General features: G+C 41.5%; 22 protein-coding genes. 14 read left to right on the plus strand and 8 right to left on the minus strand.

Features of this window, described 5'->3' with window-relative positions:
- Window positions 1–98: 98 nt before the first annotated feature.
- The 3 genes from ACJJIS_RS16365 (at window position 99) to ACJJIS_RS16375 (ending at window position 1785) form a co-directional block, all read left to right on the plus strand.
- Window positions 99–485, plus strand: a complete 387-nt coding sequence (locus ACJJIS_RS16365) for a hypothetical protein (RefSeq protein ID WP_475708565.1) — start codon at window positions 99–101, stop codon at window positions 483–485.
- Window positions 482–685, plus strand: coding sequence for a hypothetical protein (locus tag ACJJIS_RS16370; RefSeq protein ID WP_475708566.1), 204 nt, complete (start codon window positions 482–484; stop codon window positions 683–685). Before ACJJIS_RS16365 ends, ACJJIS_RS16370 begins: the two co-directional genes overlap by 4 nt.
- Window positions 686–1005: 320 nt before the next feature.
- The gene (locus ACJJIS_RS16375; protein WP_475708567.1) at window positions 1006–1785 is read left to right on the plus strand and encodes a hypothetical protein; all 780 of its coding nucleotides are present in this window, start codon (window positions 1006–1008) and stop codon (window positions 1783–1785) included.
- Window positions 1786–2047: 262 nt separating this feature from the next.
- Here the strand turns inward: ACJJIS_RS16375 and ACJJIS_RS16380 are convergent, their stop codons facing one another.
- Both ACJJIS_RS16380 and ACJJIS_RS16385 read right to left on the minus strand, forming a co-directional pair.
- Window positions 2048–2299, minus strand: coding sequence for a hypothetical protein (locus ACJJIS_RS16380; RefSeq protein WP_475708568.1), 252 nt, complete (start codon window positions 2297–2299; stop codon window positions 2048–2050).
- Window positions 2300–2329: 30 nt separating this feature from the next.
- Window positions 2330–2986 (minus strand): hypothetical protein, encoded by a 657-nt coding sequence (locus ACJJIS_RS16385; protein WP_475708569.1) that lies wholly within the window; start codon window positions 2984–2986, stop codon window positions 2330–2332.
- Window positions 2987–3231: 245 nt separating this feature from the next.
- Here ACJJIS_RS16385 and ACJJIS_RS16390 point away from each other — a divergent pair, with 245 nt between their 5' ends.
- The 3 genes from ACJJIS_RS16390 to ACJJIS_RS16400 all read left to right on the plus strand — a co-directional run bounded on the left by ACJJIS_RS16390 (window position 3232) and on the right by ACJJIS_RS16400 (window position 5461).
- On the plus strand, window positions 3232–3663 hold the full coding sequence (locus ACJJIS_RS16390; RefSeq protein WP_444912281.1) for a GFA family protein: 432 nt from the start codon (window positions 3232–3234) through the stop codon (window positions 3661–3663).
- 719 nt (window positions 3664–4382) lie between these two features.
- The gene (locus tag ACJJIS_RS16395; protein WP_475708570.1) at window positions 4383–4802 is read left to right on the plus strand and encodes a hypothetical protein; all 420 of its coding nucleotides are present in this window, start codon (window positions 4383–4385) and stop codon (window positions 4800–4802) included.
- Between the two features lie 2 nt (window positions 4803–4804).
- Window positions 4805–5461 carry a hypothetical protein gene (locus ACJJIS_RS16400; protein WP_444894947.1) on the plus strand — a complete coding sequence of 219 codons (657 nt, stop codon included), beginning with the start codon at window positions 4805–4807 and terminating at the stop codon, window positions 5459–5461.
- A 516-nt stretch (window positions 5462–5977) separates the two neighbouring features.
- Here the strand turns inward: ACJJIS_RS16400 and ACJJIS_RS16405 are convergent.
- Window positions 5978–6877, minus strand: coding sequence for a hypothetical protein (locus ACJJIS_RS16405; protein ID WP_475708571.1), 900 nt, complete (start codon window positions 6875–6877; stop codon window positions 5978–5980).
- A gap of 712 nt (window positions 6878–7589) precedes the next feature.
- Here ACJJIS_RS16405 and ACJJIS_RS16410 point away from each other — a divergent pair.
- The 4 genes from ACJJIS_RS16410 (at window position 7590) to ACJJIS_RS16425 (ending at window position 11767) form a co-directional block, all read left to right on the plus strand.
- Window positions 7590–7856 carry a hypothetical protein gene (locus ACJJIS_RS16410; RefSeq protein WP_475708572.1) on the plus strand — a complete coding sequence of 89 codons (267 nt, stop codon included), beginning with the start codon at window positions 7590–7592 and terminating at the stop codon, window positions 7854–7856.
- Between the two features lie 617 nt (window positions 7857–8473).
- Entirely contained in the window at window positions 8474–9850 is a 1377-nt protein-coding gene (locus tag ACJJIS_RS16415) for an amidohydrolase family protein (protein ID WP_475708573.1), read from the plus strand.
- A 151-nt stretch (window positions 9851–10001) separates the two neighbouring features.
- Window positions 10002–11033 carry a sensor histidine kinase gene (locus ACJJIS_RS16420; protein WP_444914490.1) on the plus strand — a complete coding sequence of 344 codons (1032 nt, stop codon included), beginning with the start codon at window positions 10002–10004 and terminating at the stop codon, window positions 11031–11033.
- Window positions 11030–11767, plus strand: coding sequence for a LytR/AlgR family response regulator transcription factor (locus ACJJIS_RS16425; RefSeq protein WP_444916312.1), 738 nt, complete (start codon window positions 11030–11032; stop codon window positions 11765–11767). Before ACJJIS_RS16420 ends, ACJJIS_RS16425 begins: the two co-directional genes overlap by 4 nt.
- 262 nt (window positions 11768–12029) lie before the next feature.
- Here the strand turns inward: ACJJIS_RS16425 and ACJJIS_RS16430 are convergent, their stop codons facing one another.
- From ACJJIS_RS16430 to ACJJIS_RS16445, 4 genes are all read right to left on the minus strand, one after another.
- Complete coding sequence (locus tag ACJJIS_RS16430) at window positions 12030–12707, minus strand: DUF7822 domain-containing protein (RefSeq protein ID WP_475708574.1); 678 nt, start codon at window positions 12705–12707, stop codon at window positions 12030–12032.
- 514 nt (window positions 12708–13221) lie between these two features.
- Window positions 13222–13470 (minus strand): hypothetical protein, encoded by a 249-nt coding sequence (locus ACJJIS_RS16435; protein WP_475708575.1) that lies wholly within the window; start codon window positions 13468–13470, stop codon window positions 13222–13224.
- Between the two features lie 43 nt (window positions 13471–13513).
- Window positions 13514–13741, minus strand: coding sequence for a hypothetical protein (locus ACJJIS_RS16440; protein ID WP_413664682.1), 228 nt, complete (start codon window positions 13739–13741; stop codon window positions 13514–13516).
- Window positions 13742–14175: 434 nt separating this feature from the next.
- A complete protein-coding gene (locus ACJJIS_RS16445; protein WP_475708576.1) occupies window positions 14176–14673 on the minus strand; it encodes an SMI1/KNR4 family protein in 498 nt (165 codons plus the stop codon).
- A gap of 875 nt (window positions 14674–15548) precedes the next feature.
- Between ACJJIS_RS16445 and csrA the strand changes: the two genes are divergently transcribed.
- Complete coding sequence (csrA, locus tag ACJJIS_RS16450) at window positions 15549–15728, plus strand: carbon storage regulator CsrA (protein ID WP_475708577.1); 180 nt, start codon at window positions 15549–15551, stop codon at window positions 15726–15728.
- A gap of 121 nt (window positions 15729–15849) precedes the next feature.
- On the opposite strand, the gene ACJJIS_RS16455 is transcribed toward csrA, so the two are convergent.
- Window positions 15850–16578, minus strand: coding sequence for a helix-turn-helix transcriptional regulator (locus ACJJIS_RS16455; RefSeq protein WP_444935119.1), 729 nt, complete (start codon window positions 16576–16578; stop codon window positions 15850–15852).
- A gap of 170 nt (window positions 16579–16748) precedes the next feature.
- On the opposite strand from ACJJIS_RS16455, the gene ACJJIS_RS16460 reads away from it, so the two are divergent.
- The 3 genes from ACJJIS_RS16460 to ACJJIS_RS16470 all read left to right on the plus strand — a co-directional run bounded on the left by ACJJIS_RS16460 (window position 16749) and on the right by ACJJIS_RS16470 (window position 19676).
- Complete coding sequence (locus ACJJIS_RS16460; RefSeq protein ID WP_475708578.1) at window positions 16749–17693, plus strand: alpha/beta fold hydrolase; 945 nt, start codon at window positions 16749–16751, stop codon at window positions 17691–17693.
- Between the two features lie 343 nt (window positions 17694–18036).
- Complete coding sequence (locus ACJJIS_RS16465) at window positions 18037–18513, plus strand: LabA-like NYN domain-containing protein (protein WP_475708579.1); 477 nt, start codon at window positions 18037–18039, stop codon at window positions 18511–18513.
- A 596-nt stretch (window positions 18514–19109) separates the two neighbouring features.
- Entirely contained in the window at window positions 19110–19676 is a 567-nt protein-coding gene (locus ACJJIS_RS16470) for a hypothetical protein (protein ID WP_444935116.1), read from the plus strand.
- Window positions 19677–20204: the final 528 nt, after the last annotated feature.

The raw sequence follows: 20204 nt of genomic DNA on the forward strand, positions 1-20204 counted from the left end.
CTAAAATTTAAGCACGCAAAATTAAAGGCCAAATACAACCTGAAAGGTTACGCCAGCCCAACCATTGGGACATATAGGAATGATTTGAGAAAATATTCATGGCTATTTCTATTTTTCAACCAAAGTCAAACTTGGACGATGGAGTACAGACTCACATCGACAGGTCGATTGAACAGAAAATTAAGTCTATTGTCATATTAGGGGCTTGGTTTCTTATATCTGTAATTTTTGCATATATAATCTCAACGGTTTGGGATTTAAATGGAAAAATTTACGAAATCGCCGGAAAGCAGGAAATTCAATATGACCACATAGACATGCTTAAAGATGAGATTAAAGATCTTGAATCAGATAAAGAACGCCTAGAAAAAGAAAAATACAGCTTATCAAAAGAAATTTTCGAACTGAGAAATAATATACACTCTTTAACAAAAGAAAATGAAGAATTAATTGCTGCAAATCGCAACGGAGTAAAAACCCCATGAAAATTGGTGACATTGAAATTGTTAAAGAGATCATTGAACTTCGCCATCAAGTGATCAGAACGCAACTAATCCTAGAAAATGTCTTAAATAAAAATGCCAACAAAATTGACCTCCCCACACAAGATGAAATGAATAAAATTGAGAAAGACTCACTCGATCAACTTATTTCACGCTACCCCAAAAATGTCTCCAAAAAATAAATCAACAATTTAATACGGTTCGCCCTGACCCTGCGGGCCGCGAGGAGACAGCATGATCCTAACCACCTTAAACACTTCTACCATGCTACCCCTCTATCTGACACCCCAACACCCCAAGAACAATCTGAACATTCACTCAGGACATTTATAAAAATTAACAGCAATTTGGAGCATCTTTTTGATGATCTAGCTAAAGAAATACCAACCAGCATATCTTATAGCAACCATAAGCAATCAAAAACTTTGGCTCAAACTTCAAACTATCCGACACTAGGGAAGAGAAACTTCTTTAACCACCCATAATGTAGAGCGAAATAGAGATGGAAAACCTAAAAGAATATAACGATCAGAAAGTAAAAGGAGATCATGAAATTTTCGGATCTTCCGTTAAGGACGGCGCCGAAATTAGAGTAAAGTCTGTAGCTAACTTTGAAGGGTTCAAATGTCGGATCTGGGCTCCGGAATTCCATGGCATTCTTCTTGACTCCGCCATACGAGATGGAATGAAAGCTGAGATTTTAAGGAGGGGGCTTGAATACGAAAACGGCGTCTTTGATAAAGTTAAAGAATTATCAGACTCCGGAAGCAATACTGAAAATTCATTCCGTGTAATGCAGCTAGCAATGTCTTGCATGAGCTCCTCAATTAATAGCGTTGAATCCTGGGTCAACAAAACAATTCAGACTGAAATTAATGGTTTTTTGACTTTTCATAGACAAAAGGGAGGTGAAGTACGATGGTCAGCAAATCGAATAGAAGAAGACTTATCAACAGGAGAAAAGCTTTTTAATATTATTCCAGCGATTTTTGGAATTAACCCCATCCAGCCACATATTACTGCAAGAAAAAGATTTGTTGAACTTATCTCAGAGAGAAATTCCATAATCCATTTAAAGAACACCCCGAAAGTCAGCGACCACAAAGTCAAGAGAGGGAATCTAGCATTAAAGCTACTTCGCAGAAACTCCCTTTTGGTACCAAAGAATACCATCAGTATGATTAGGTTGCTGCACGAAAAATCTGGTAGAAAGATACCCTCTTGGCTAGCAGAAAATATCGGAGCTTTATGTTCTGCTGAAAATGAAATAAAGAAGTATTAACCAGATGATATTTTTCATTCTTTTCCTAGCGTCTCTTATGTCCATCAATAATCGTCACATGTGCCAACCCCCTCTTTATTCATTTGATAATCAACTGCAAAACGCCAGCAATGCTGGCACTATAGCTTCCAAAGTAGAGATGCCCTTTTCTCTAATACCCCTCCTATATTTATTGAGCAATCGATAAATTTTCCAATTTTTCTATCAAAGATTTACAACCAAGAAAAGATGGGAGCTGGAAGCGATAGTACGAAACCAGACTTTAGCAGGACAAGGATTTTCTTCTCTCCAATATCCCACCCCACTTTATCGAGTACTCGGTATAGGTTCCGGTCATAATATCAAGAATTTGCAGCCAGGAATAAAACTCGGCTTTCTTAGATTTCGCGACCTCTTCTGCCAGCTCCATTGCCGCCTCTTCTGTAGGTGCGGAACCCCTAAAGCTTTTTGCTCCGCCATTCATCAAGTGAACCCGCTCCGCGAAAATGGCGTACCTGTTTACTCTATTATTCATAACTTCTCTCCTTTTAAGTGTATTACCAGCCTAAGCCCGCACCGCGCTAAGCTGAGATCTCAAACTATCTGAACTGCTCTTGTGCCCATTAATTACCGCCTCTTGGGTTGGCTTTTGTCCACTCCCTGGGTGTGAGTGAGTCGCCAGGGTGGCGGCCAGTGCAGACACTACGCCTATTAAATCCTCTAGCACTTTCAGCACATTTAAAGATTCACTACCTAACCAAACCTTGCCACCATCTTTTACTTTGATGGTTTGGCTAACCTTGGCCACTGATTCGCGAATATTTCCGATTTGTTCCTTTAAGTCGCGGCCCGCTGAATTATTAATATCACTAGCGGTTGTAATATTTAGATTATCCAGCGCTGATAAGTTCAGACTACCAGCAGATAAGAAACGTAAAGCTCCAAGTGCTTCAATAATTTTTACGCCAGCAATTTCCTCTATCGAATGCTCTTTAACTTGCCGGTACTCGTTGTCACAGCTGCTTTGCAATTCCGCAGCCTGAATAATTCTGCGTAGTGAACTTTCATTAATATCCCCATGAGTTTCTCGGCTCCACTCTGCTTGTGCGTCCACTCTCTGCCGTACTGAGTCGCTTTGCTGCCATGCTAAATCCTCACGGTCGAGCGCTGGAACTCCAACCCCGTGCGATAACACCGTTCGAATAAATGGCTTATCCGCCATTGCCTACATAGTGCAACGGTAACAGTATGGAAAATGGCAAGTGATTAAGTAACAAACCACTACCGTCTCGCAACTTATATCGACAAAGAACGGATAAATAACTAGCCAATCTGTCAATATTTATGTTTACATCACTTAATTAGACTAGCATTTACAACTTAAACAAATAATCTTATAGATGGTAAAAGGCATACTTAATTTAGATCCTTATTTTAAATAAAGTTTTGCATCTACAGGCTCAATATATGAATAGCAAGAATAAAATCACTTCCGGTGGCTGCTTGTGTGGAGCTGTGCGATATGAGGTTAAAGGGCCACTACGCAACGTAGTTAACTGTCATTGTAGTATGTGTCAAAAACTACATGGAAGTTTCGGCCCGCATACCAAAGCTCGCAAGGTCAACATTAAAATAACAAAAGATGACGGGCTGGCGTGGTATAAAACATCAGAAGTAGCCCGCAGAGGCTTCTGCCAGCAATGTGGTTCAAGCCTATTCTGGGAACCATTTAATCTCGATGCAACTGGAATTATTGCAGGATCACTGGATGGCCCAACCGGGTTGAAAACTATGGGGCATATTTTCACTGGCGAAAAATCTGATTTCTACGAAATTGATGACGAACACCCTCAATTCAAGGAGTCATCTGATGGGCAACTAGTCAATGACTACAAATAGGATATTTTTTGAGCCAGAGAGATAGGGGCATGTTTTCGGTAATGCAGCCTCGTTTTCAGGGGCTTAAATACTGCCTGCTCCAGCCCACCAGTTCCAAATAGTGATTCAGCTGGAAAAGCACCCCTTTCGGTATGTTCAAATACTCACCACCGTCAAATGGAACAGATTTTGGGATTATTACCTAAGACTACCGGACTGAATCGAAGTGTGGACAGGCTCCTCATGCATCTTGACGATACTGCCACAGATTGAGCTGAAATCTGCATAAGCCATACAAGCACATCAAGTAAAGCTTAGGGCTTAAAACGCCCCCCCTCCAAAACGCCAGCACAGTAGTCTTAAGCATTGGCTTGGCGAGTGATAGATTCGTTTGAACAGCTCATAAACCAGCTGATATCCATTAGACGCTCCCGCCATAGGGAGATGACTTCTTGTAGCACTTTTACTTCACAGTGATCAAGGGTATTGCCTCGAGGCTAACACTGGGAAAAACTGGAAGCTTTAAATAGATTTTACCAGGAGTAATTACCCCTGAAGGAGATTGCCTATTTGCAGATTTGGTGTTCACATAAAGCGCTATATGGTAGTGACTACTCATTAAACTGCAGACACCTAAGTCCATTTGTTATCGGACTGGTTTACCTAATGAACCTCTAAGATTCTACCCGGATAGTTGAAACATTATCATATTAGAAAAATATTGATTTCCAGAAATTCATATGAAAGTGAATGTTATTGAATTATTTATAACATCACTAGATAATTCCAGCACCATTTGGTTTTTTAATTCCAAACCAGTAACATCAAGAGGGATGTATATGTCTATTTTCTGGGTGGTTGATACTAAAGTAAGAGTTTTACCACAAAGCTCGCTACCTCAAGATGGTAGTACCTTCTACTTTGGAAGATCTATAGTTCCAGACGAATCTAAAGAAAGTGCTGTAGCTAGATTAACCGCCGCACTTGAAGAGGACTTCATGCTAGTTGAGGAGGTTTCCAACGTGACTACATATGATAGTCAGCAGTGGGAAACCGAAGCCGATGAAGACTTTGAGACCAAGGAATCTTATAAGGAAGCCCTCCAAACGGGAGAGATCGCATTCGGCTGTTTTTCGTCAGAGCTATCAATGGAGGATTAATTGTGACAAAGGGAGCCATGACAATAGCCGAAGGAAGTCAGGACAAAAAATTTAAAACCGATGCAACACTTATTTTAAACGGAGTACAAGAACATCAATATGTTCTTCGTACTGCTTTTGATTCACTGTCAGTTTGGAAAACCAAATATGCAGTCAGTGTATCGCCATTCTATCCCCGCCTAAAGACCAGCATTAAAGAGGCAGCTTTAATTGACAATGAAATCTGGGTTTTTGGTATAGATGGCACTAATTCAAACCATATAATTGACGCAGTAACAGTAGCCTCCCAATTCTATATGATTGAGCCTAGGGATATTCTTAGTAATATATATGTGAAAAATCTGAATGCCGAAGGAGAAGCCGGTCTTGAACTCAACTTCTTGGTCCAGCTGAATAAAGATTTATATAGAGCAACAACTGAGGCTATCATGGAGGCCTGCAGGCACTTTGGTATAAATAGTGAAGTAAATCTCCATGTATATAGCTCCAATATAAACCCAAAAATTCCTCAGAAAGATTTACATCAAGCAATGAAAGATGGAGGAGCCTCTTCAGTTGTTACAGACCCTAGAAATATGAAGTATAAGTCAGGAAACAACCTTGGTAGTAAGGGCGCCAATATTAGAACCAATATGCATGTGGCAAAATTAGAGTTTTAACTATATCGACATAAAATATAAAGCCTGATCGATCTAGTTAGTAAATTATTTACAGCTAGTATATAAATTGGATTACCAGGAACAATTTATGACCCCATAATTTGGAGTATGATCCAACTTAGGGAACTAGCTCCCCATCTGGTAACTCATTCTATTTGATTTACAAGTAAATGCTCTGAATTTATATTCATATCCTGAATAAAAGAGCGAGATTCAAACTACCGAAAGGAGTAGATCAGCCAGGCGCGGATTATAGGAAATATCGAACACCATGTACCCAGTATTTATTGAGCGGAGAATTAGCTCCGCTCTGCAGCCTCCACTTACCCCACTAATCTATAAAAAGAAACCTTTAAAATTTCAGTTGAAAAACATCCAGTTCATAGATGAGATGCCCAGCAATTCTATGGAGGCTTTAGATCTCTATTAGCAGATCAATTACGCCCACATAAAGGGATAAAACCCCCTTGTAAATAACAAGCACTGAATATTTCTTAGTGTTAAATGCACCCGGTTTTACGCTACTCTAGTATATTTTAACTCAAAATCTCCCCCACCAAATACAACCAGCAGAATTCCGGCCCCAAGTATTGGCAAATGCCCTATCAACTCATGAATACCAAGAATCGATGCAGTTAATAGAAAGAAACTTAATACCGTAAGAGTTGCTAACCGCGTTGACCAGCCCAACAAGATAACCAACCCAAAGCAGAACTCAGCCATTCCCGCAGAAAAAACGAAGGTCAAATCGGAGAAAGAATGCCACCCCAGATTAGACATGAAGTTCCAATGATAGTGCTGTAGAAACTCAAGGCCCAGATGAGGGTTGAGCCACTTATTGTGAACTGCCAGAGTCATTAGCTGAAGGCCTAGCCCGCAGCGTAAAGCAAGCAGTCCAAGATCTGGCTTTTGGTACAATATAAATGCTAGTGAAAGCCCTAAAAATTCAAAGCCGTAATCAATCCAGATTGAGAATGGGTAAGTAGCCATTATTGAGAGCAAAAGCGCGAAGATTAGATACCCGGAGCTTCTTAGGCTGACATCTAAAATTAACACAATACCAATTACCAGCTGAAACTCATTAACAAGACTTTGCGTGGCAGAGAATTCCAGGTTAGGGGCCAGTAATACACCCGAAAAATAATTAAAAACAAAGGTTAACCCAATCAATGCAGACGTGATATGCCAAATTTTGTGACGACCAATGTCGGACCAGAGGTAGGGAAATTTATTAGATGCTCTGTGAACAGCTACTGTTTCAAGCGACTGTAAGGATCTGTTCACCATACAGTATAGAAAGCCCCCCAAAAGAACTAACGCATATATCCAATTCCACTCGAACTCAACTGCATTACCATCGTTTTGTACAAACCAGCGTACATGAGACCACGCAGGAGGAGAAACAAAGTAGCTCATAAAAGCTATAACCAGTAGAAAGCTGTAAGACTTCCTCCGTTTAAACATAATTATTACCTCAATGAATACTGCTTTTAGCCTACAAAAACCTATGCAGGCAGATCTTGCACCTGATCATATATAGTTCACGTATTTAGAGTAAATAAGGTAGCGTTCACGTTGCTAGGTACTTAACAAATGTGAAAAAAATAGCATTCTGAGGGGATTCTTTGTCAACCAAAAAAATTCTTGAAGCAAGTTCACAAAATGTGGAATCATTGCTCATTGGTAATGATCACCAATAGATCTTAGCTATCTTGCGCGCGTCTAGAATGAGCATATTATCCGTCAGACAAATGGGGGAGCAAATGCATAAGTCTATTTTTTAATAATACTTTTATTAAAACCAAAAAAATGCCAGTTATTTATGATTGAATTTAAAAGATATACTCACATTGAAGACTTAAGGAGCCTCTGAATAACTCCGTAATGCCTCTGCGAGTCTTGAAGGCTGCAGATGTTAGGCACAGCTCGCCGCGAATGGCCGTAGCCCTTTGCAAGAGCTGCAACGCAGCAGGTGCGGCCTTCAAGGCCCGCCCTTCGGGGCTTGCAGAGCGATTCACACTCCGCGTTGCGACTTCTTGAAAGGTCTAGACATTCCTGCGAAGCCGCGTCTTGATTGTGAACCGCTCTGAAAGCCAGAGGTATCACGGAGTTATTCAGAGGCTCCTTAATGCTTTGCTATGCAAAATCATACAAAGATGACTCAATACTTAAAATACTAAAGGAAGGGGTAAATAGCACTAGTGAAGCAGAAGAGTTTTCTCTCTTTATTTGGCGGGTTGTTGATTCTATTCATGATGACCAGGAAAACGAAATAGAGATAATGAGCAGCGCAGGCAATCTTGAAATGTTACCTGATCTCGAATATGAAATATCAGGTTATATGCAATCAGTAGGCTTCTACGATATATGGTGTAAAGTGAGTAAACAGGCTTAATAGTACCAATACTCATTATTCAAGAATTGAAAATGGAAGCTCTACAAACCAGTTTAGCGTTGAGCTGACTAGTACTACTACCATCTCAAACCTTCACCCCAACAATTCTGGGCACCCTCAAAAGTAGTAGCTTAAAATACAATCCATATTAATACCGCGTAAAACGCTGAATCAAACTCTGCATAAATGGCCAGCCAAATAGGGGGTAACCAAGCCTATTCCACGCAGCGCGAAAATCTCATGAGCGGCCACTGCACTTGCTTGTGTACATAAAGATGGTAAAGATATGGGGCCGGGCAAAAGATATGGACATCGTCTCAATTGGGACGGCAAAAGCCAGCTGGCAGATTTCCCAAGATGCGGCAACTTATACCACAACAAGCAATTACAAGCCTGCCGTCCTTTATATCAATAAAAAGACCGCTTTGAACTGTCCTCCATAGTCAAGGCTAGCCTTGACAAGCCAGGAGCAGACACCACAACTCACTTCAATGCCACACCACTCACAGGCTTAAACTGTTCGTTCGTCTACGAATATGTCGATTCGTCACTTTTTTAAACACCGAGATTACTGTCGCTATAAGCTAGGTCAAAACTCAATAGGAAAAGAAACTCTTATGAAAGTTACAGCCATTGCCTCCTGTTTACTATTAGCCTCAAGTAATAGCTTCGCCCTCGAAACCAAAAAGAATGACTACGATTTGAGAATCGACAATGTACAAATATTAACCAGCGATGCGGAAGGCTTTAGCGAGAAAAGCCGTATTTACATTCAAGATGACCGCATAGCCAGAATCACTCCAATGACCAGGACAGCCCTACCTGCCGAGAATACCCACGACGCACAGGGCAAATATGCGATACCGGGCCTAATCGATTTACATGTGCACTTGAGTGCATCAGGGTCAACTTATAAGAATTATCAGCATCTGCCGCTAGAAACCAACTTAAACAATCAACTCTATTATGGCGTTACCGCTGTCACAGACCTTCTGATGTCGAGCGAGATGATGCAATCTATATCCCAGTTGAACGATTCGGCTCCACAAGTATTTGCCTCCGGACCCGCCTTCACCAACCCCAGAGGTCACGGTACCCAATTCGGAGTGAAAGTTCATGAGATTGACAGTATCGAGCAAATCAGTGCGAGCTGGGATGCACATTTAAGTTACCAGCCAAAGTTGACCAAAGCCATCATAGAAACTTTTGATGGTACTGTCGCCCCACTCTCAGATGATGTACTCAAAGAGATTGGAAAACGCTCCCAAAGCGCCGACTTACCGTTTTTTGTTCATGTCTCCACCCTGGAAGATGGGAAACGAGCAATCAAGGCCGGGGCTACTGCTTTAGCCCACGGTATTAATTTTGAACCAGTGGACAATGAATTTATAAAGCTCATGCTACAAAACGAGGTTACCTATATACCCACTCTATCAGTGCTTCATAATCAGGCTGATGAACATGAAAATCAATCTATCACTCAGTTAGACTTGGCACCTATACACCCAAAAATGAAGGACTGCCTGTTCAATGAAGTCCAGGCACCAACGGCCAGTAGAAAACTAGCCTGGGAGAAAAGATCTATCGCATATAATAACGTGATCAAGCTAGCTAAAGCCGGAATAAAAATTGGCGCTGGCTCTGACTCCGGCAACCCCTACTCGCCACACGGACTGGGCTTAATAAGCGAGATATTAGCCTTGCAAAAAGCGGGCCTATCCAACCAGCAAATCTTACTCGCCACAACACAGGTTGCAGCAAAAGCTTTGAATGCAAGTGACGATATAGGGTCAATATCCCAGGGAAAACGAGCTGATTTTATTCTGCTAAACAAAAATCCTATTGAGAACATACAAGCAATTACAAACCCAGAAAAGATCTATCTTGCAGGTGTGGCGGTAGAGAGAAAACAGCTTATCGAGAAGAGTTACGCCACTCCCCCCATTGGTTCTAGTTGTGAATCTTCATCGGAGACGAAAGGCCATAGAATATAAAAGAACTTCATAGTGTCAGCACCCATTTAAATTGTAATTTATGGGTGCTGATACTCACCTTTAGCTAATAAGCAAACATATCAAGCGGGCTTGAATTAAAACTATCTTATCTTATTTAATCCCAATATAATTGACCAATACAGAATAAGCTATGATAGCTATTGCTCATCAATATTTTATGTCAATACTAAAAGATCTTAAGCATCCTTTCTTTGCGAAATCATTTGTCGTCGTTCTATTACTAGATATAGCTTGCGTATTTGTTTTTTTTGAATCAGGAGATATAAGCTCGGTCAGCAATGCTCTCACTGGTGCTCCGATATGGTTTGTTTTCTTTTATTGGCTACCCACCTGGTCCACAGCTCTCATTGTATTGCGCCTTAGACGCAGAGGGTATCATTCATTGTTAATCGAGTGGATGATCCTGGTAGTCCATATGACTATCGGCAATCAGTGCGTTAGCTGGTTTATAGAGTACGCCTTTAATGTCGAAGGCGGCTTGAATATGGGAATGGGCATTATCTTTAATGGGCTAATGTGGGCTACCTGTTTATACTGTTCTTACGCCATGCTGGAATACCGCCATAAAGTCTCTGAGCAAAAGCTCGCCATGCAGAAAGCAAAATTACAAACATTACGTTATCAGCTAAATCCACACTTTATGTTTAACAGTCTTAATGCTATCTCCTCCTATATTCATAGCGATCCAAACCTTGCTGATGAAGTTTTACATAAACTAGCAGATATTTTGAGACATTCTCTCGACACTGGCGAGCTAGAAGAAACTACAATCAAAGAAGAAATTGAACTGATTAATAAGTATTTAGAAATAGAAAAAGTACGTTTTGGTGATAATTTGAAAGTAGAGATTACGGTAGACCCAAGAGCCAGTGATATCTCTATCCCGCCCCTATTATTACAGCCAATTTTTGAGAATTGTTTCAAACATTGTCGTACAATAGAAAACTTACATATTCAATGTCGTATCTACTTAAAGAATGACAAGGTAATTATTGAAGTCGCAGATAACGGATATGGATTTCAGGAAAGCGTTCTTAGTTTTATCCACTCACAGGGAACTGGAATTCATAATTTGCGCCAGCGCGTTGAGCTACGACCAAATGGAAAACTTACTCTAAGCAATCAAAGCGGTGCCCACGTTAAAGTTGAGATGTCTGTATGAATTTAAGGGTCATTATTGCCGAAGATGAAGCACCGGCAAGGAATAAATTAAAAGCTCAGCTGGCAACTATTAACTCTATTGAATTGGTTGCAGAAGCAAAATCTGGACTGGAAGCATTAACATTGATTGAGGAGCATCAACCACAACTACTACTGATGGACATTGAAATGCCTCATCTTAGTGGATTGGATGTACTAGATGCCCTAACTTACCAACCCTATATTATTTTCACAACAGCGTATTCTAAGTTTGCTATTGATGCTTTTAACCACGATACAATCGATTACTTGCTTAAACCCTTCCCATTGCAACGCTTAAAAGCTGCCATCGAAAAAGCGGAGAAGCGAATCAAACTTATTCATAACAGTACTCGGGTAGGGGGTGATTCGATAGCACTAAAGCGCCTCGTAAGTAAGTGCGATGATCGCATGACCTTTATTGATCTGAACGATATTTCTTATATTAAGTCTGAACAAGGTTCAATTATTGCTCATACAGTGAAAGGCATCAAACCCTTACAAATGGGCCTAGATCAACTGGAGCAAAAGCTTAACCCAGATCAATTTCTACGCCTACACCGCAGCTACCTGATTAACCTGGACAGAGTCTCGGAAATTCAGCGTTACTTAAACGGAAAATTGGCAGTGATTATTGATGATGAACAGAAAACCACTTTAATATCTAGCCGATCCGGAGCCGATAGATTGAAAATGATATTCGAGCAGGGAAGCTAGAAATCGCTATTTGTTTCTTTATTCTTACACGATTAGACCGTACTTACACCATAAATGAAAATCGGGCTGAGTTTAATATGGAATACTGGCAAGTACGTTCTTGATACCACCTCATAAGCACTATCAAGTAATCATCCCAACATCATAAATCATATCGAAAAAAATAAAGTGCTGAACTAATTCAATACATTGGGGAAGACACAGAAGCCTCTAAAACTAGCCCAGCATTTCTTTAAGTGGAAATAAGAGTTTCGATATTCAATTATTCAAGAGACTCTTCAAATTCCTTTTTGCTCTCTAATTCGTAATAAAGAACATCACTCCAATACAAACCCATCGGAGGCTCACTCTCAACGTTGTCAAATTTATCATTGAACTGGAGCCCATAAAATGGACTTAAAGCAGATTCTGAATTGTTTTCTGCTGCACTCTTTACAATATCAGCCGATACCTCTGGGTCTTCAGGAAGTGCATCAATAGCTGCTCCAGCTTCACGGCAAGCGATAATTTCGGATTCAACGTAGCCACGCAGGACTGACTCTTCAGAGTCATCCATACAGTCCAGCTCGATAGTCTCAAGCAGTAGATGCCTATCCTTATGCTCTTGAAGGAATTCTAACGTTTCATTTAGCATTGAATCCGGCAGATCCGTAATGTCTTTGCTAATAATTCGCAGAACTTCAACAAATTTCTTTAACCGCGCAAATCCTGCCTCAAAGTCACTACTAATAGCATAAAGTTGAGTTTTATCATCAGGTGCATCGTCCTCAAAGCCATCCGAGACTAGTGACGCGCACAGTTTGGGATTCCCGGACATTAGTACACGGTAAGTGAAGGGAATACTATATGGCCATTCAGATAAGCCTGAGATAGTCTCGGGGCGGTCTGAATAGGATTTAGGTTGATTACTAAGGCTATAAAGATAAGAACGATTTGCCATTTTGAGGCTCCCTATAAATACTGCCAATGGCACAACTTTATCGCTGTCATGCCTTTTCTGCTTAAGAAAACTATTGGATTGAAACTTCCTGGGCTAAGAAAGTCGAGAGTGAAGTTAACTATGTGTGCTTACCATCCAGTTAGTTACTAATAACCATCGGTTCATTCGTAAATTGAGTAGATGGATAAGTTAGGTACTGACCGCCAGCGTTCTATTTCTGTTAGAACTAGACTCTACCACTACTGAGCCTGATTATGTACAAAGGGGCTTTATTTTAATGATATTTTTCAGAAATTGATTTTAATCAATTTCAGATTGGAGTTTTTCTAACTGTGCCGTAGCCAGAGCCATTCAACTTTACCCCTGTAAATAGCTCTGGTCACTCGGTAGATTATCAAACCACAACCTGCCTTAACCTTAACTTTAAATTACTCACGCTATACATGTAACTATTACTTACTTTTTCTACCCTCTGTCTTCCTTCATTAAGTCTACCTTAGTTACCAGGCTCCTATTATTCAGGGCACTCCCTTTCTTCCAATACCCCACCCCTCTTGATTGAGTATTCTGTATAACTTCCGGTCATTATATCGAGAATTTGTAGCCAGGAATAAAACAGCGCTTTTTCAGATTTAGCAATTTCTTCTGCCAGTTCCTTTGCGGATTCCTCTGTGGGTGCAGAATCCCTAAAGCTTTTTGCACCACCATTCATTAAATGAACCCGCTCTGCAAAAATTGCGAACCGATTGATTTTTCTTCCCATAATTTGCTCCTTATCCATAAAAACAGCTTAAGTCCTTACATTCCTAAGCTGATACTTCCATCCAATTTATACTTCGCTCAACTCCTCGCATTTGCGCCAGGGTCAGCTCTAACTCCTCGCGTAGATTCATCTCTACTGATACCGAAAAGCTGCGTACGTATTTTGTATAGTTAAGGATACAGATAGCGTACATTGGCCGGTTGTTATAACCCGATCGGTAACGGCAGATCCGGATCGGCTCCCCGTCAATAGTGATACTTCTGGCTCCCATTGCTACCTCCACTCAAGATACTGTACATGCATACAGTATACGGTAAAAGGTTCAGGAACTGTCAAGTCACTATTGCCGCCAGGCCAGAGCCCACTCCGCCCATATCGCCCTTCTGCACGCGAAATTACCAGTGTTATCAAGGAGTTTGGTACGAGGGTAATCACCGTTTACGCCATAGCCGCAGATATACACTTCCTGTGTATTGGCAACCCAGTCGTATAAAGTGCTGGGACAAGCCATAGACTGTATAAGAAACGATCAGCGATCTATTTTTTTGATCAAAAAATGATTAACAAGGCTTAAGGTGAGGGAACACCGGTGAGTAGTACATAGGCTACACCGCTCAACTCAATGCAAGGGAGAAGCAGAGGGGTTGTCGTAGAACAATGTGTATCCTGCTAGCTACCAGGAGTATTTGGGGAATGCTTGGGTAGTCAGCCTTTAGGAGGGTTTTGCGGTACCTCGAAGCTCTCTAGGCTTTTAGCCAGCCAGTCTTCATACCAGTTAAGATAGCTACTAGACCAAAACTGTGGCTCACGGTAACTCTGAGTAACCCATACCTCTCCCCTATGAGCACCGTTAATAACTAACATAAATTCAATACCACAGCCTATTTCTGCAATATCAATGGTGCCTGCTGACATCGGATATTCATCTTCATCATCCTGGTAGTAGTGCGGAAGACCCTCTACGTTAGCACCATAAGAATCCGCAGCCCCAAAACCAATCTCAAGAAGAAAGGCTCGAAACTCCTGCGGTAAAGAAATGTTGTACTGTTTCTCGATACCGTTAACTTCTTCCTCCGAAAACCGACGGAAGTTATATTTCCAGCGCTCTGCACCAAAGAGAGAACAATCCTGATCCAAACCACTCAGCCGTTTAAGTTGTTGTTTGATGCCCAGAAGCCGGCTTTCTATATCTTGTGTACTCATACCGTCTATATTTTAAATGTTTATAAGTTTCAATACTGTCTAGATTATAACTTTTAACTCAACAGCTGAAGCACCTACTCCACATCCTGCAGCACTGTAACCTAACGCAGAGCTAGATCACTTCAATTTGTAAAATTTCGTTAATCTTAATTCACAACCATATTTATTGCGATAAGAAACCCTACAAATAAAACAGAAAAATAAAAACCATCCTTGAACTAAGACACCTACGTGTTAACAAGAATAAAAAGCAACATTTATGATTTAGACTATTGATTTAAGTTGTTTTGATCAATTCAATCTCGACCGACTATGGCCCAACAATATCAAGCTCCAACAGCAGCTAACATATTTTAAAATTGCAAATACAGCTAAAAAGATAGGCGCAGAAATGACCTTATTGGAATTTATTCAGATTGTTTTCAGTAACAAAACTGCGTAAGGTAACTGAATATTTCTCGATATTTTGATCGCTGCTAAGCAGCGTTATTTGTGAGCAAGTCGAATGCAAAATATTGAAGAGCTTTATAAATAGCCTATTCCCTCAAAGGAGAACGGTAGCGTGACATAAAAGTAAGTAAAAGTCGCTGACCCAAGGTGCTACCAACACCAGGGGCCAGCTAACCAAATTGATAAGCAACCTATCAAGATGGCTGTATGGATGATACGCTAGAAACCCGCTCGTCTTCAATAAAGTGGAGCACATTCAGTAACTTGAGGCAATCACTCAGGTTCTGGCAGCGTTGTGTCCGTCTTTTCTACTTTTATGCCTACCGTTCCCGTGCCCCACCCCGCATTCACTCTTCAACTTTCTTTCACAGCTTTCCCATTGCGGAAAGGCTACCCATGGTTTGAGTATCATTAGGGAATAACATATGTTGATTTTGACTCGCCGAATTGGCCAAAACCTCAGAATTGGGGCTAATGTCTCAATCACTGTATTGAACGTTAAAGGCAATCAAGTACAAGTAGGAATAAAAGCCCCCAAATCTTTAGCGGTTCACCGCGAAGAAATTTATAACCGTATCCAGGGGGAACAGAAGATAGGCAAGTAAAATCTGTGAGCGGAAAATCTGGACCAATTATTGGGGGCAGAGTCGAGTAAGCTAATGGGTTACACTGCCACCAATTATTGGCCTTTCGCGGGAGCAATCATACTTACCGTCAAGAACCCAATCATTTTGAAACTTTGGGATTATCACGAATTGGAGATACGCCATCTTCGAAGACTATATGTCGTCTTCGAAACTTCTTATCCTGAAGGTATTCCGGCTGGCTAATTCGATCCATTCGAAAATGGCGAAAGTCATTGCGAGCAGGGTCCCAAGCTACCAGATACCATAAGGGTGGCAAGATCAACATAGCTTGCGGTTCAACAACACGGCTAGTTACTGCCCCTTTTGCATCACGATATTGGAAGCTCAGGTATAGTCGCTGAAGAAAAGCCGTTTCAAATGTAGGCAGTAGTAAGGGCGACATCTCTCCGACATTAGATACGTCTACCTCCGGCGAAAGCTTACCGATGTACAGGCAATCCATAAACCTGCGTAAATCACGCACCTTATCAACGGGTAAAGCCTTCTCTATTTTTGCCAGCCCGGCATCCGCAAGATCCGAAAAGGGCAAACTCCCTGCTGCACGCACGGATGCAACGCTGATAAGCAACGCAAAAATCTCAGCGACCGAGAGCCGAGCTGTGGTTTGAACCGATTGCGGATCAAGTTGCAGGCCGCCCCCAGGGCCAGGTTCAGAACGGATAACAAAGCCCTCATCCCGCAACGAGCTGATATCACGCAGCACGGTGCGCCTGGATGCGCCAACTTCAGCGGCTAAATCGGCAATCGTCAAAGTGCCCTTTCGCCGAAGGCTTCGCACTATGGCGTCTTGTCGGAGACGTACATTCATTTTACACAGACATTAATAAATGGTGACAGTTTTTGGCACCATTAGATTCTAGCCTATGCACTCACGATCCAGCAAAGGGATGTTGAAGTTGGAACAACCCTTAAGGATAGAGAGCGGAGCCTGCTGGTAAACAGCAGCTCTCAAGGCCTCCCCAAAAAAGAGGAAGTAAATTGTCTAGAATACCCGATTTCCCCACACCTACTCTTATCTCAGTGAATGGCATAGAGCTGGAGGTCTTTGAAGCGGGCCAACAGAACACAGGAAACCCCGTTGTGCTTTGTCACGGATGGCCGGAACATGCCTTTTCCTGGCGCCACCAAATACCCGCTCTCGCCGCAGCGGGCTACCACGTTATCGTTCCCAATCAGCGAGGCTATGGCAACTCATCCTGCCCAACGGAAGTAACCAGCTATGACATCGAACAATTAACCGGCGATCTAGCTGCACTTCTGGATCACTACGGATACCAAGATGCAACCTTCATCGGTCATGATTGGGGTGCAATGGTCGTTTGGGGAATAGCGCTATTACATCCAAGCCGTGTTAATAAAATTATAAACCTCGCACTGCCCTATCAAGCCCGAACAGAAAAACCTTGGATCGAGATTATGGAGGAACTCCTTGGGAGCGATTATTATTTTGTGCACTTCAATAGGCAGCCAGGTGTTGCGGACGCAGTGTTAGACAAGAACGCTGCCCAGTTCCTTCGCAATTTGCTCCGTAAAAACGTACCTCCTACACCGCCGGAGCCTGGTATGGTAATGATCAATCTCGCAAGAGCAGTATCACCGCTTGGTGCCCCCTTGCTGAATGATAGTGAACTGGCTGTATTCGTTTCCGCATTTGAAAAAACGGGTTTTACAAGTAGCATAAATTGGTATAGAAACCTGGATCGCAATTGGCACATCTTGGCAGATGTAGACCTAGTTATCCAAAAGCCGACCCTTATGATTTACGGCGATCATGATTTGATACCTAGGTCTCCAGATATCAAAGATTTCGTTCCCAATGTAGATGAGGTGAACCTTAATTGCGGCCATTGGATTCAACAGGAAAGACCGGAAGAAACCAATCAAGTGATTTTAAACTGGCTGGAACAACAATCCGCTACTTAGTATCCATTTCTCTAGAAAATTCCCTTTCTGATTATCCACACAGAATCCCGCAAAGAAGGCGTTCACGGTAGGATACCCACTGTAAAGTGGCCATCTGGGGATAGCATGTGCATATAAGCGAGACATGCTACTTCATAAGGCCACTGCCCAACACTATATATCTCGATACAACTCATCAGCTACTGATAAATTGGCTTTGTTGCCGAGATGTTCCTCACCTCTAAATTTGGCTGACAATCATCGCTTAAGTATGTAAAACTAGTGGCTTAATGCATCCACCCTGGTGCAGGCAGATCATAACTTCACTGTCAATTTCAGAATTTTATAATAACTGGATTCCCAAATGGAAAAGGTTGCCATATTTGTTGATGTGCAAAATGTTTATTACACATGTCGACAAATCTATAAACGAAACTTTGATTACAACAAGTTTTGGCGGGAGGTGACAGGGGGTAAAAAAGTTGTTAAAGCCATAGCTTACGCAATCGACCGTGGTGATAGAAAACAGTATGAATTTCAAAACATCTTAAGGTCGATTGGTTTCGAAGTGAAGTTAAAGCCCTTCACCCAGAGATCCGACGGCTCAGCCAAGGGCGACTGGGATGTGGGCATAACTATTGATGCTATGGAATATTCAAGCTCGGTAGATACAGTGATTTTAGTGTCAGGAGATGGCGACTTTGACATTCTCGCCCATAAGCTCAGGTTAGATAGAGGCAAGAAAGTTGAAGTATATGGTGTTCCGGAATTGACGGCTGGAGCATTAATTAATGCGGCGAGCAAATTCACTCCAATTGAAGATAGGTTATTACTGCAATAACTACCAAGGCTACTAACTGGTGTTCAGTGGCCTTAAAAAAATTTCGCTCAAAATAACCATCTAGTCACTTATGTGATTTTAGAACAAATACCTATGCTATTAGTCAACAGACAAGTCTATTATTGGCTTTTATACTATCTAATAACACCTTAGTAAGGCTCAAGGCGTCAACAAATGAAGAACTCATTAGTTATAATTTTGACCCTATTCTCTATGGCTTCTATAGCAAGAGCGGATGTAAATAATTGCCCTAAATTAAATCTCAACATTCCTGAATCTAAAGCCAACCCAGTAATAAAGGTCGCACCACTGCGTCCACTAGGCACTAACAGGAACTTACCCGTATGCGTAGTCGTGTCCTTTAGACTAGTGGAGAAAACGACGTCTGAAGGAGGAGGTCTTGTTCCTGGGGAAATAAAGATCGAAGGTTCATCTGATAAAGCATGGGATATCCCCGTTAAAGTCGCCGTATCAAGATGGCTTTACCTTTCAGAAGGTATCGACTATCGTGGGCGTCAGTATGTGATCTATAAGATTCCCTCACAATCCCCATAGTCAAAAACTAGAAAAACTAAATGGTACCGTTTAGAGATTTTATGCGTATATTGGTACTCTTGATTACACTTATCCCCGCAGCAGTTTTTGCAGGAGGTATAAATTGTACTAGCGACGGAGACTCAGATCGCTATAAAAATCAGCTCAAAAAATTCAATGCTCAGCTACTATGCGGCCTAAGTCCTGAGTATGTTGCAGGATTTCGTATTGTTTTTGCTCCATCATTCGGACAAGCCAAGATAACAACGGTTTACCAACGCCATGACGGGACACTAGATGTAAATGGTAAATATCCTCTATCGTTATCCCAGTACAAGGACATGGTTTCCCAATTTAAGGATCTCAACCTCTTTAAATTAGAAAGTTATGATAGATTAATTGATTTGTACTGTGCCAAGCCTCCAAAATTATCAACGAAAATAGATTCCTCCGAACCTAATAAATGCCCTTTGGGGCTCGATGGGGAGACCGTTTATATTGAGGCTGCCTATGGAGGCCAAAAAAGGACCGTTCAGCGCTGGAATGGACTAAGTGTTGCTCCCTATGTGGAAAGGGACTTTAGTAGAACTGCAAATTTTCTCCTAAATATAATTGACTCTGAAAATTAAGGACTAATTTATATATTCTCAATGAGAACACTTAAGATTCTATTATTTCACTTTAGGGAGTGGAAAGGATTTAGCCTAATAGTTCTCCTTCTATTACTGGTGTTACTTCATGTTATTAATCTTGCCAGTAACACCGAGAAGGTTGTAAAGCAAATGGTACAATCAAATCAAAATTTTACATTGGTGGTTCCAATGCCGCTCACATACCAAAATACCAATATCCGGTAGAGCTGAAGAATCGCAAGGTGATTGATGTGGGCAGCGATATGAACCTACACCCAGGTGATACGGTTTGTATTGCAAGCATCACTTACAAAAATAGCTTGAGAGTAGCCCAATATACCATAGAGACTTCAAACGGCTGCACCCGTGAAAAGTAATCAGCGTTACGTAAAAAGCTACTTTTGTATTCCGATTAACTCCACGACACTCTAGCCATTGAACTTTAGGCGTCAGCTCAGAGACCCGCTAATTCCCATGCCTGTCAATCCTTATATGAGTTTCTTTACCTTAACCATATTAATAAAC

It is taken from the genome of Microbulbifer maximicatervae (SeqCode) (assembly GCF_056231245.1).

Excerpts from the sequence above, each read along its gene's own strand:
- ACJJIS_RS16365 (WP_475708565.1), top strand. The coding sequence starts at position 99 with ATGGCTATTTCTATTTTTCAACCAAAGTCAAACTTGGACGATGGAGTA.
- ACJJIS_RS16370 (WP_475708566.1), top strand. The coding sequence starts at position 482 with ATGAAAATTGGTGACATTGAAATTGTTAAAGAGATCATTGAACTTCGC.
- ACJJIS_RS16375 (WP_475708567.1), top strand. The coding sequence starts at position 1,006 with ATGGAAAACCTAAAAGAATATAACGATCAGAAAGTAAAAGGAGATCAT.
- ACJJIS_RS16380 (WP_475708568.1), bottom strand. The coding sequence starts at position 2,299 with ATGAATAATAGAGTAAACAGGTACGCCATTTTCGCGGAGCGGGTTCAC.
- ACJJIS_RS16385 (WP_475708569.1), bottom strand. The coding sequence starts at position 2,986 with ATGGCGGATAAGCCATTTATTCGAACGGTGTTATCGCACGGGGTTGGA.
- ACJJIS_RS16390 (WP_444912281.1), top strand. The coding sequence starts at position 3,232 with ATGAATAGCAAGAATAAAATCACTTCCGGTGGCTGCTTGTGTGGAGCT.
- ACJJIS_RS16395 (WP_475708570.1), top strand. The coding sequence starts at position 4,383 with ATGAAAGTGAATGTTATTGAATTATTTATAACATCACTAGATAATTCC.
- ACJJIS_RS16405 (WP_475708571.1), bottom strand. The coding sequence starts at position 6,877 with ATGAGCTACTTTGTTTCTCCTCCTGCGTGGTCTCATGTACGCTGGTTT.
- ACJJIS_RS16410 (WP_475708572.1), top strand. The coding sequence starts at position 7,590 with ATGCTTTGCTATGCAAAATCATACAAAGATGACTCAATACTTAAAATA.
- ACJJIS_RS16415 (WP_475708573.1), top strand. The coding sequence starts at position 8,474 with ATGAAAGTTACAGCCATTGCCTCCTGTTTACTATTAGCCTCAAGTAAT.
- ACJJIS_RS16420 (WP_444914490.1), top strand. The coding sequence starts at position 10,002 with ATGATAGCTATTGCTCATCAATATTTTATGTCAATACTAAAAGATCTT.
- ACJJIS_RS16425 (WP_444916312.1), top strand. The coding sequence starts at position 11,030 with ATGAATTTAAGGGTCATTATTGCCGAAGATGAAGCACCGGCAAGGAAT.
- ACJJIS_RS16430 (WP_475708574.1), bottom strand. The coding sequence starts at position 12,707 with ATGGCAAATCGTTCTTATCTTTATAGCCTTAGTAATCAACCTAAATCC.
- ACJJIS_RS16435 (WP_475708575.1), bottom strand. The coding sequence starts at position 13,470 with ATGGGAAGAAAAATCAATCGGTTCGCAATTTTTGCAGAGCGGGTTCAT.
- ACJJIS_RS16440 (WP_413664682.1), bottom strand. The coding sequence starts at position 13,741 with ATGGGAGCCAGAAGTATCACTATTGACGGGGAGCCGATCCGGATCTGC.
- ACJJIS_RS16445 (WP_475708576.1), bottom strand. The coding sequence starts at position 14,673 with ATGAGTACACAAGATATAGAAAGCCGGCTTCTGGGCATCAAACAACAA.
- csrA (WP_475708577.1), top strand. The coding sequence starts at position 15,549 with ATGTTGATTTTGACTCGCCGAATTGGCCAAAACCTCAGAATTGGGGCT.
- ACJJIS_RS16455 (WP_444935119.1), bottom strand. The coding sequence starts at position 16,578 with ATGAATGTACGTCTCCGACAAGACGCCATAGTGCGAAGCCTTCGGCGA.
- ACJJIS_RS16465 (WP_475708579.1), top strand. The coding sequence starts at position 18,037 with ATGGAAAAGGTTGCCATATTTGTTGATGTGCAAAATGTTTATTACACA.
- ACJJIS_RS16470 (WP_444935116.1), top strand. The coding sequence starts at position 19,110 with ATGCGTATATTGGTACTCTTGATTACACTTATCCCCGCAGCAGTTTTT.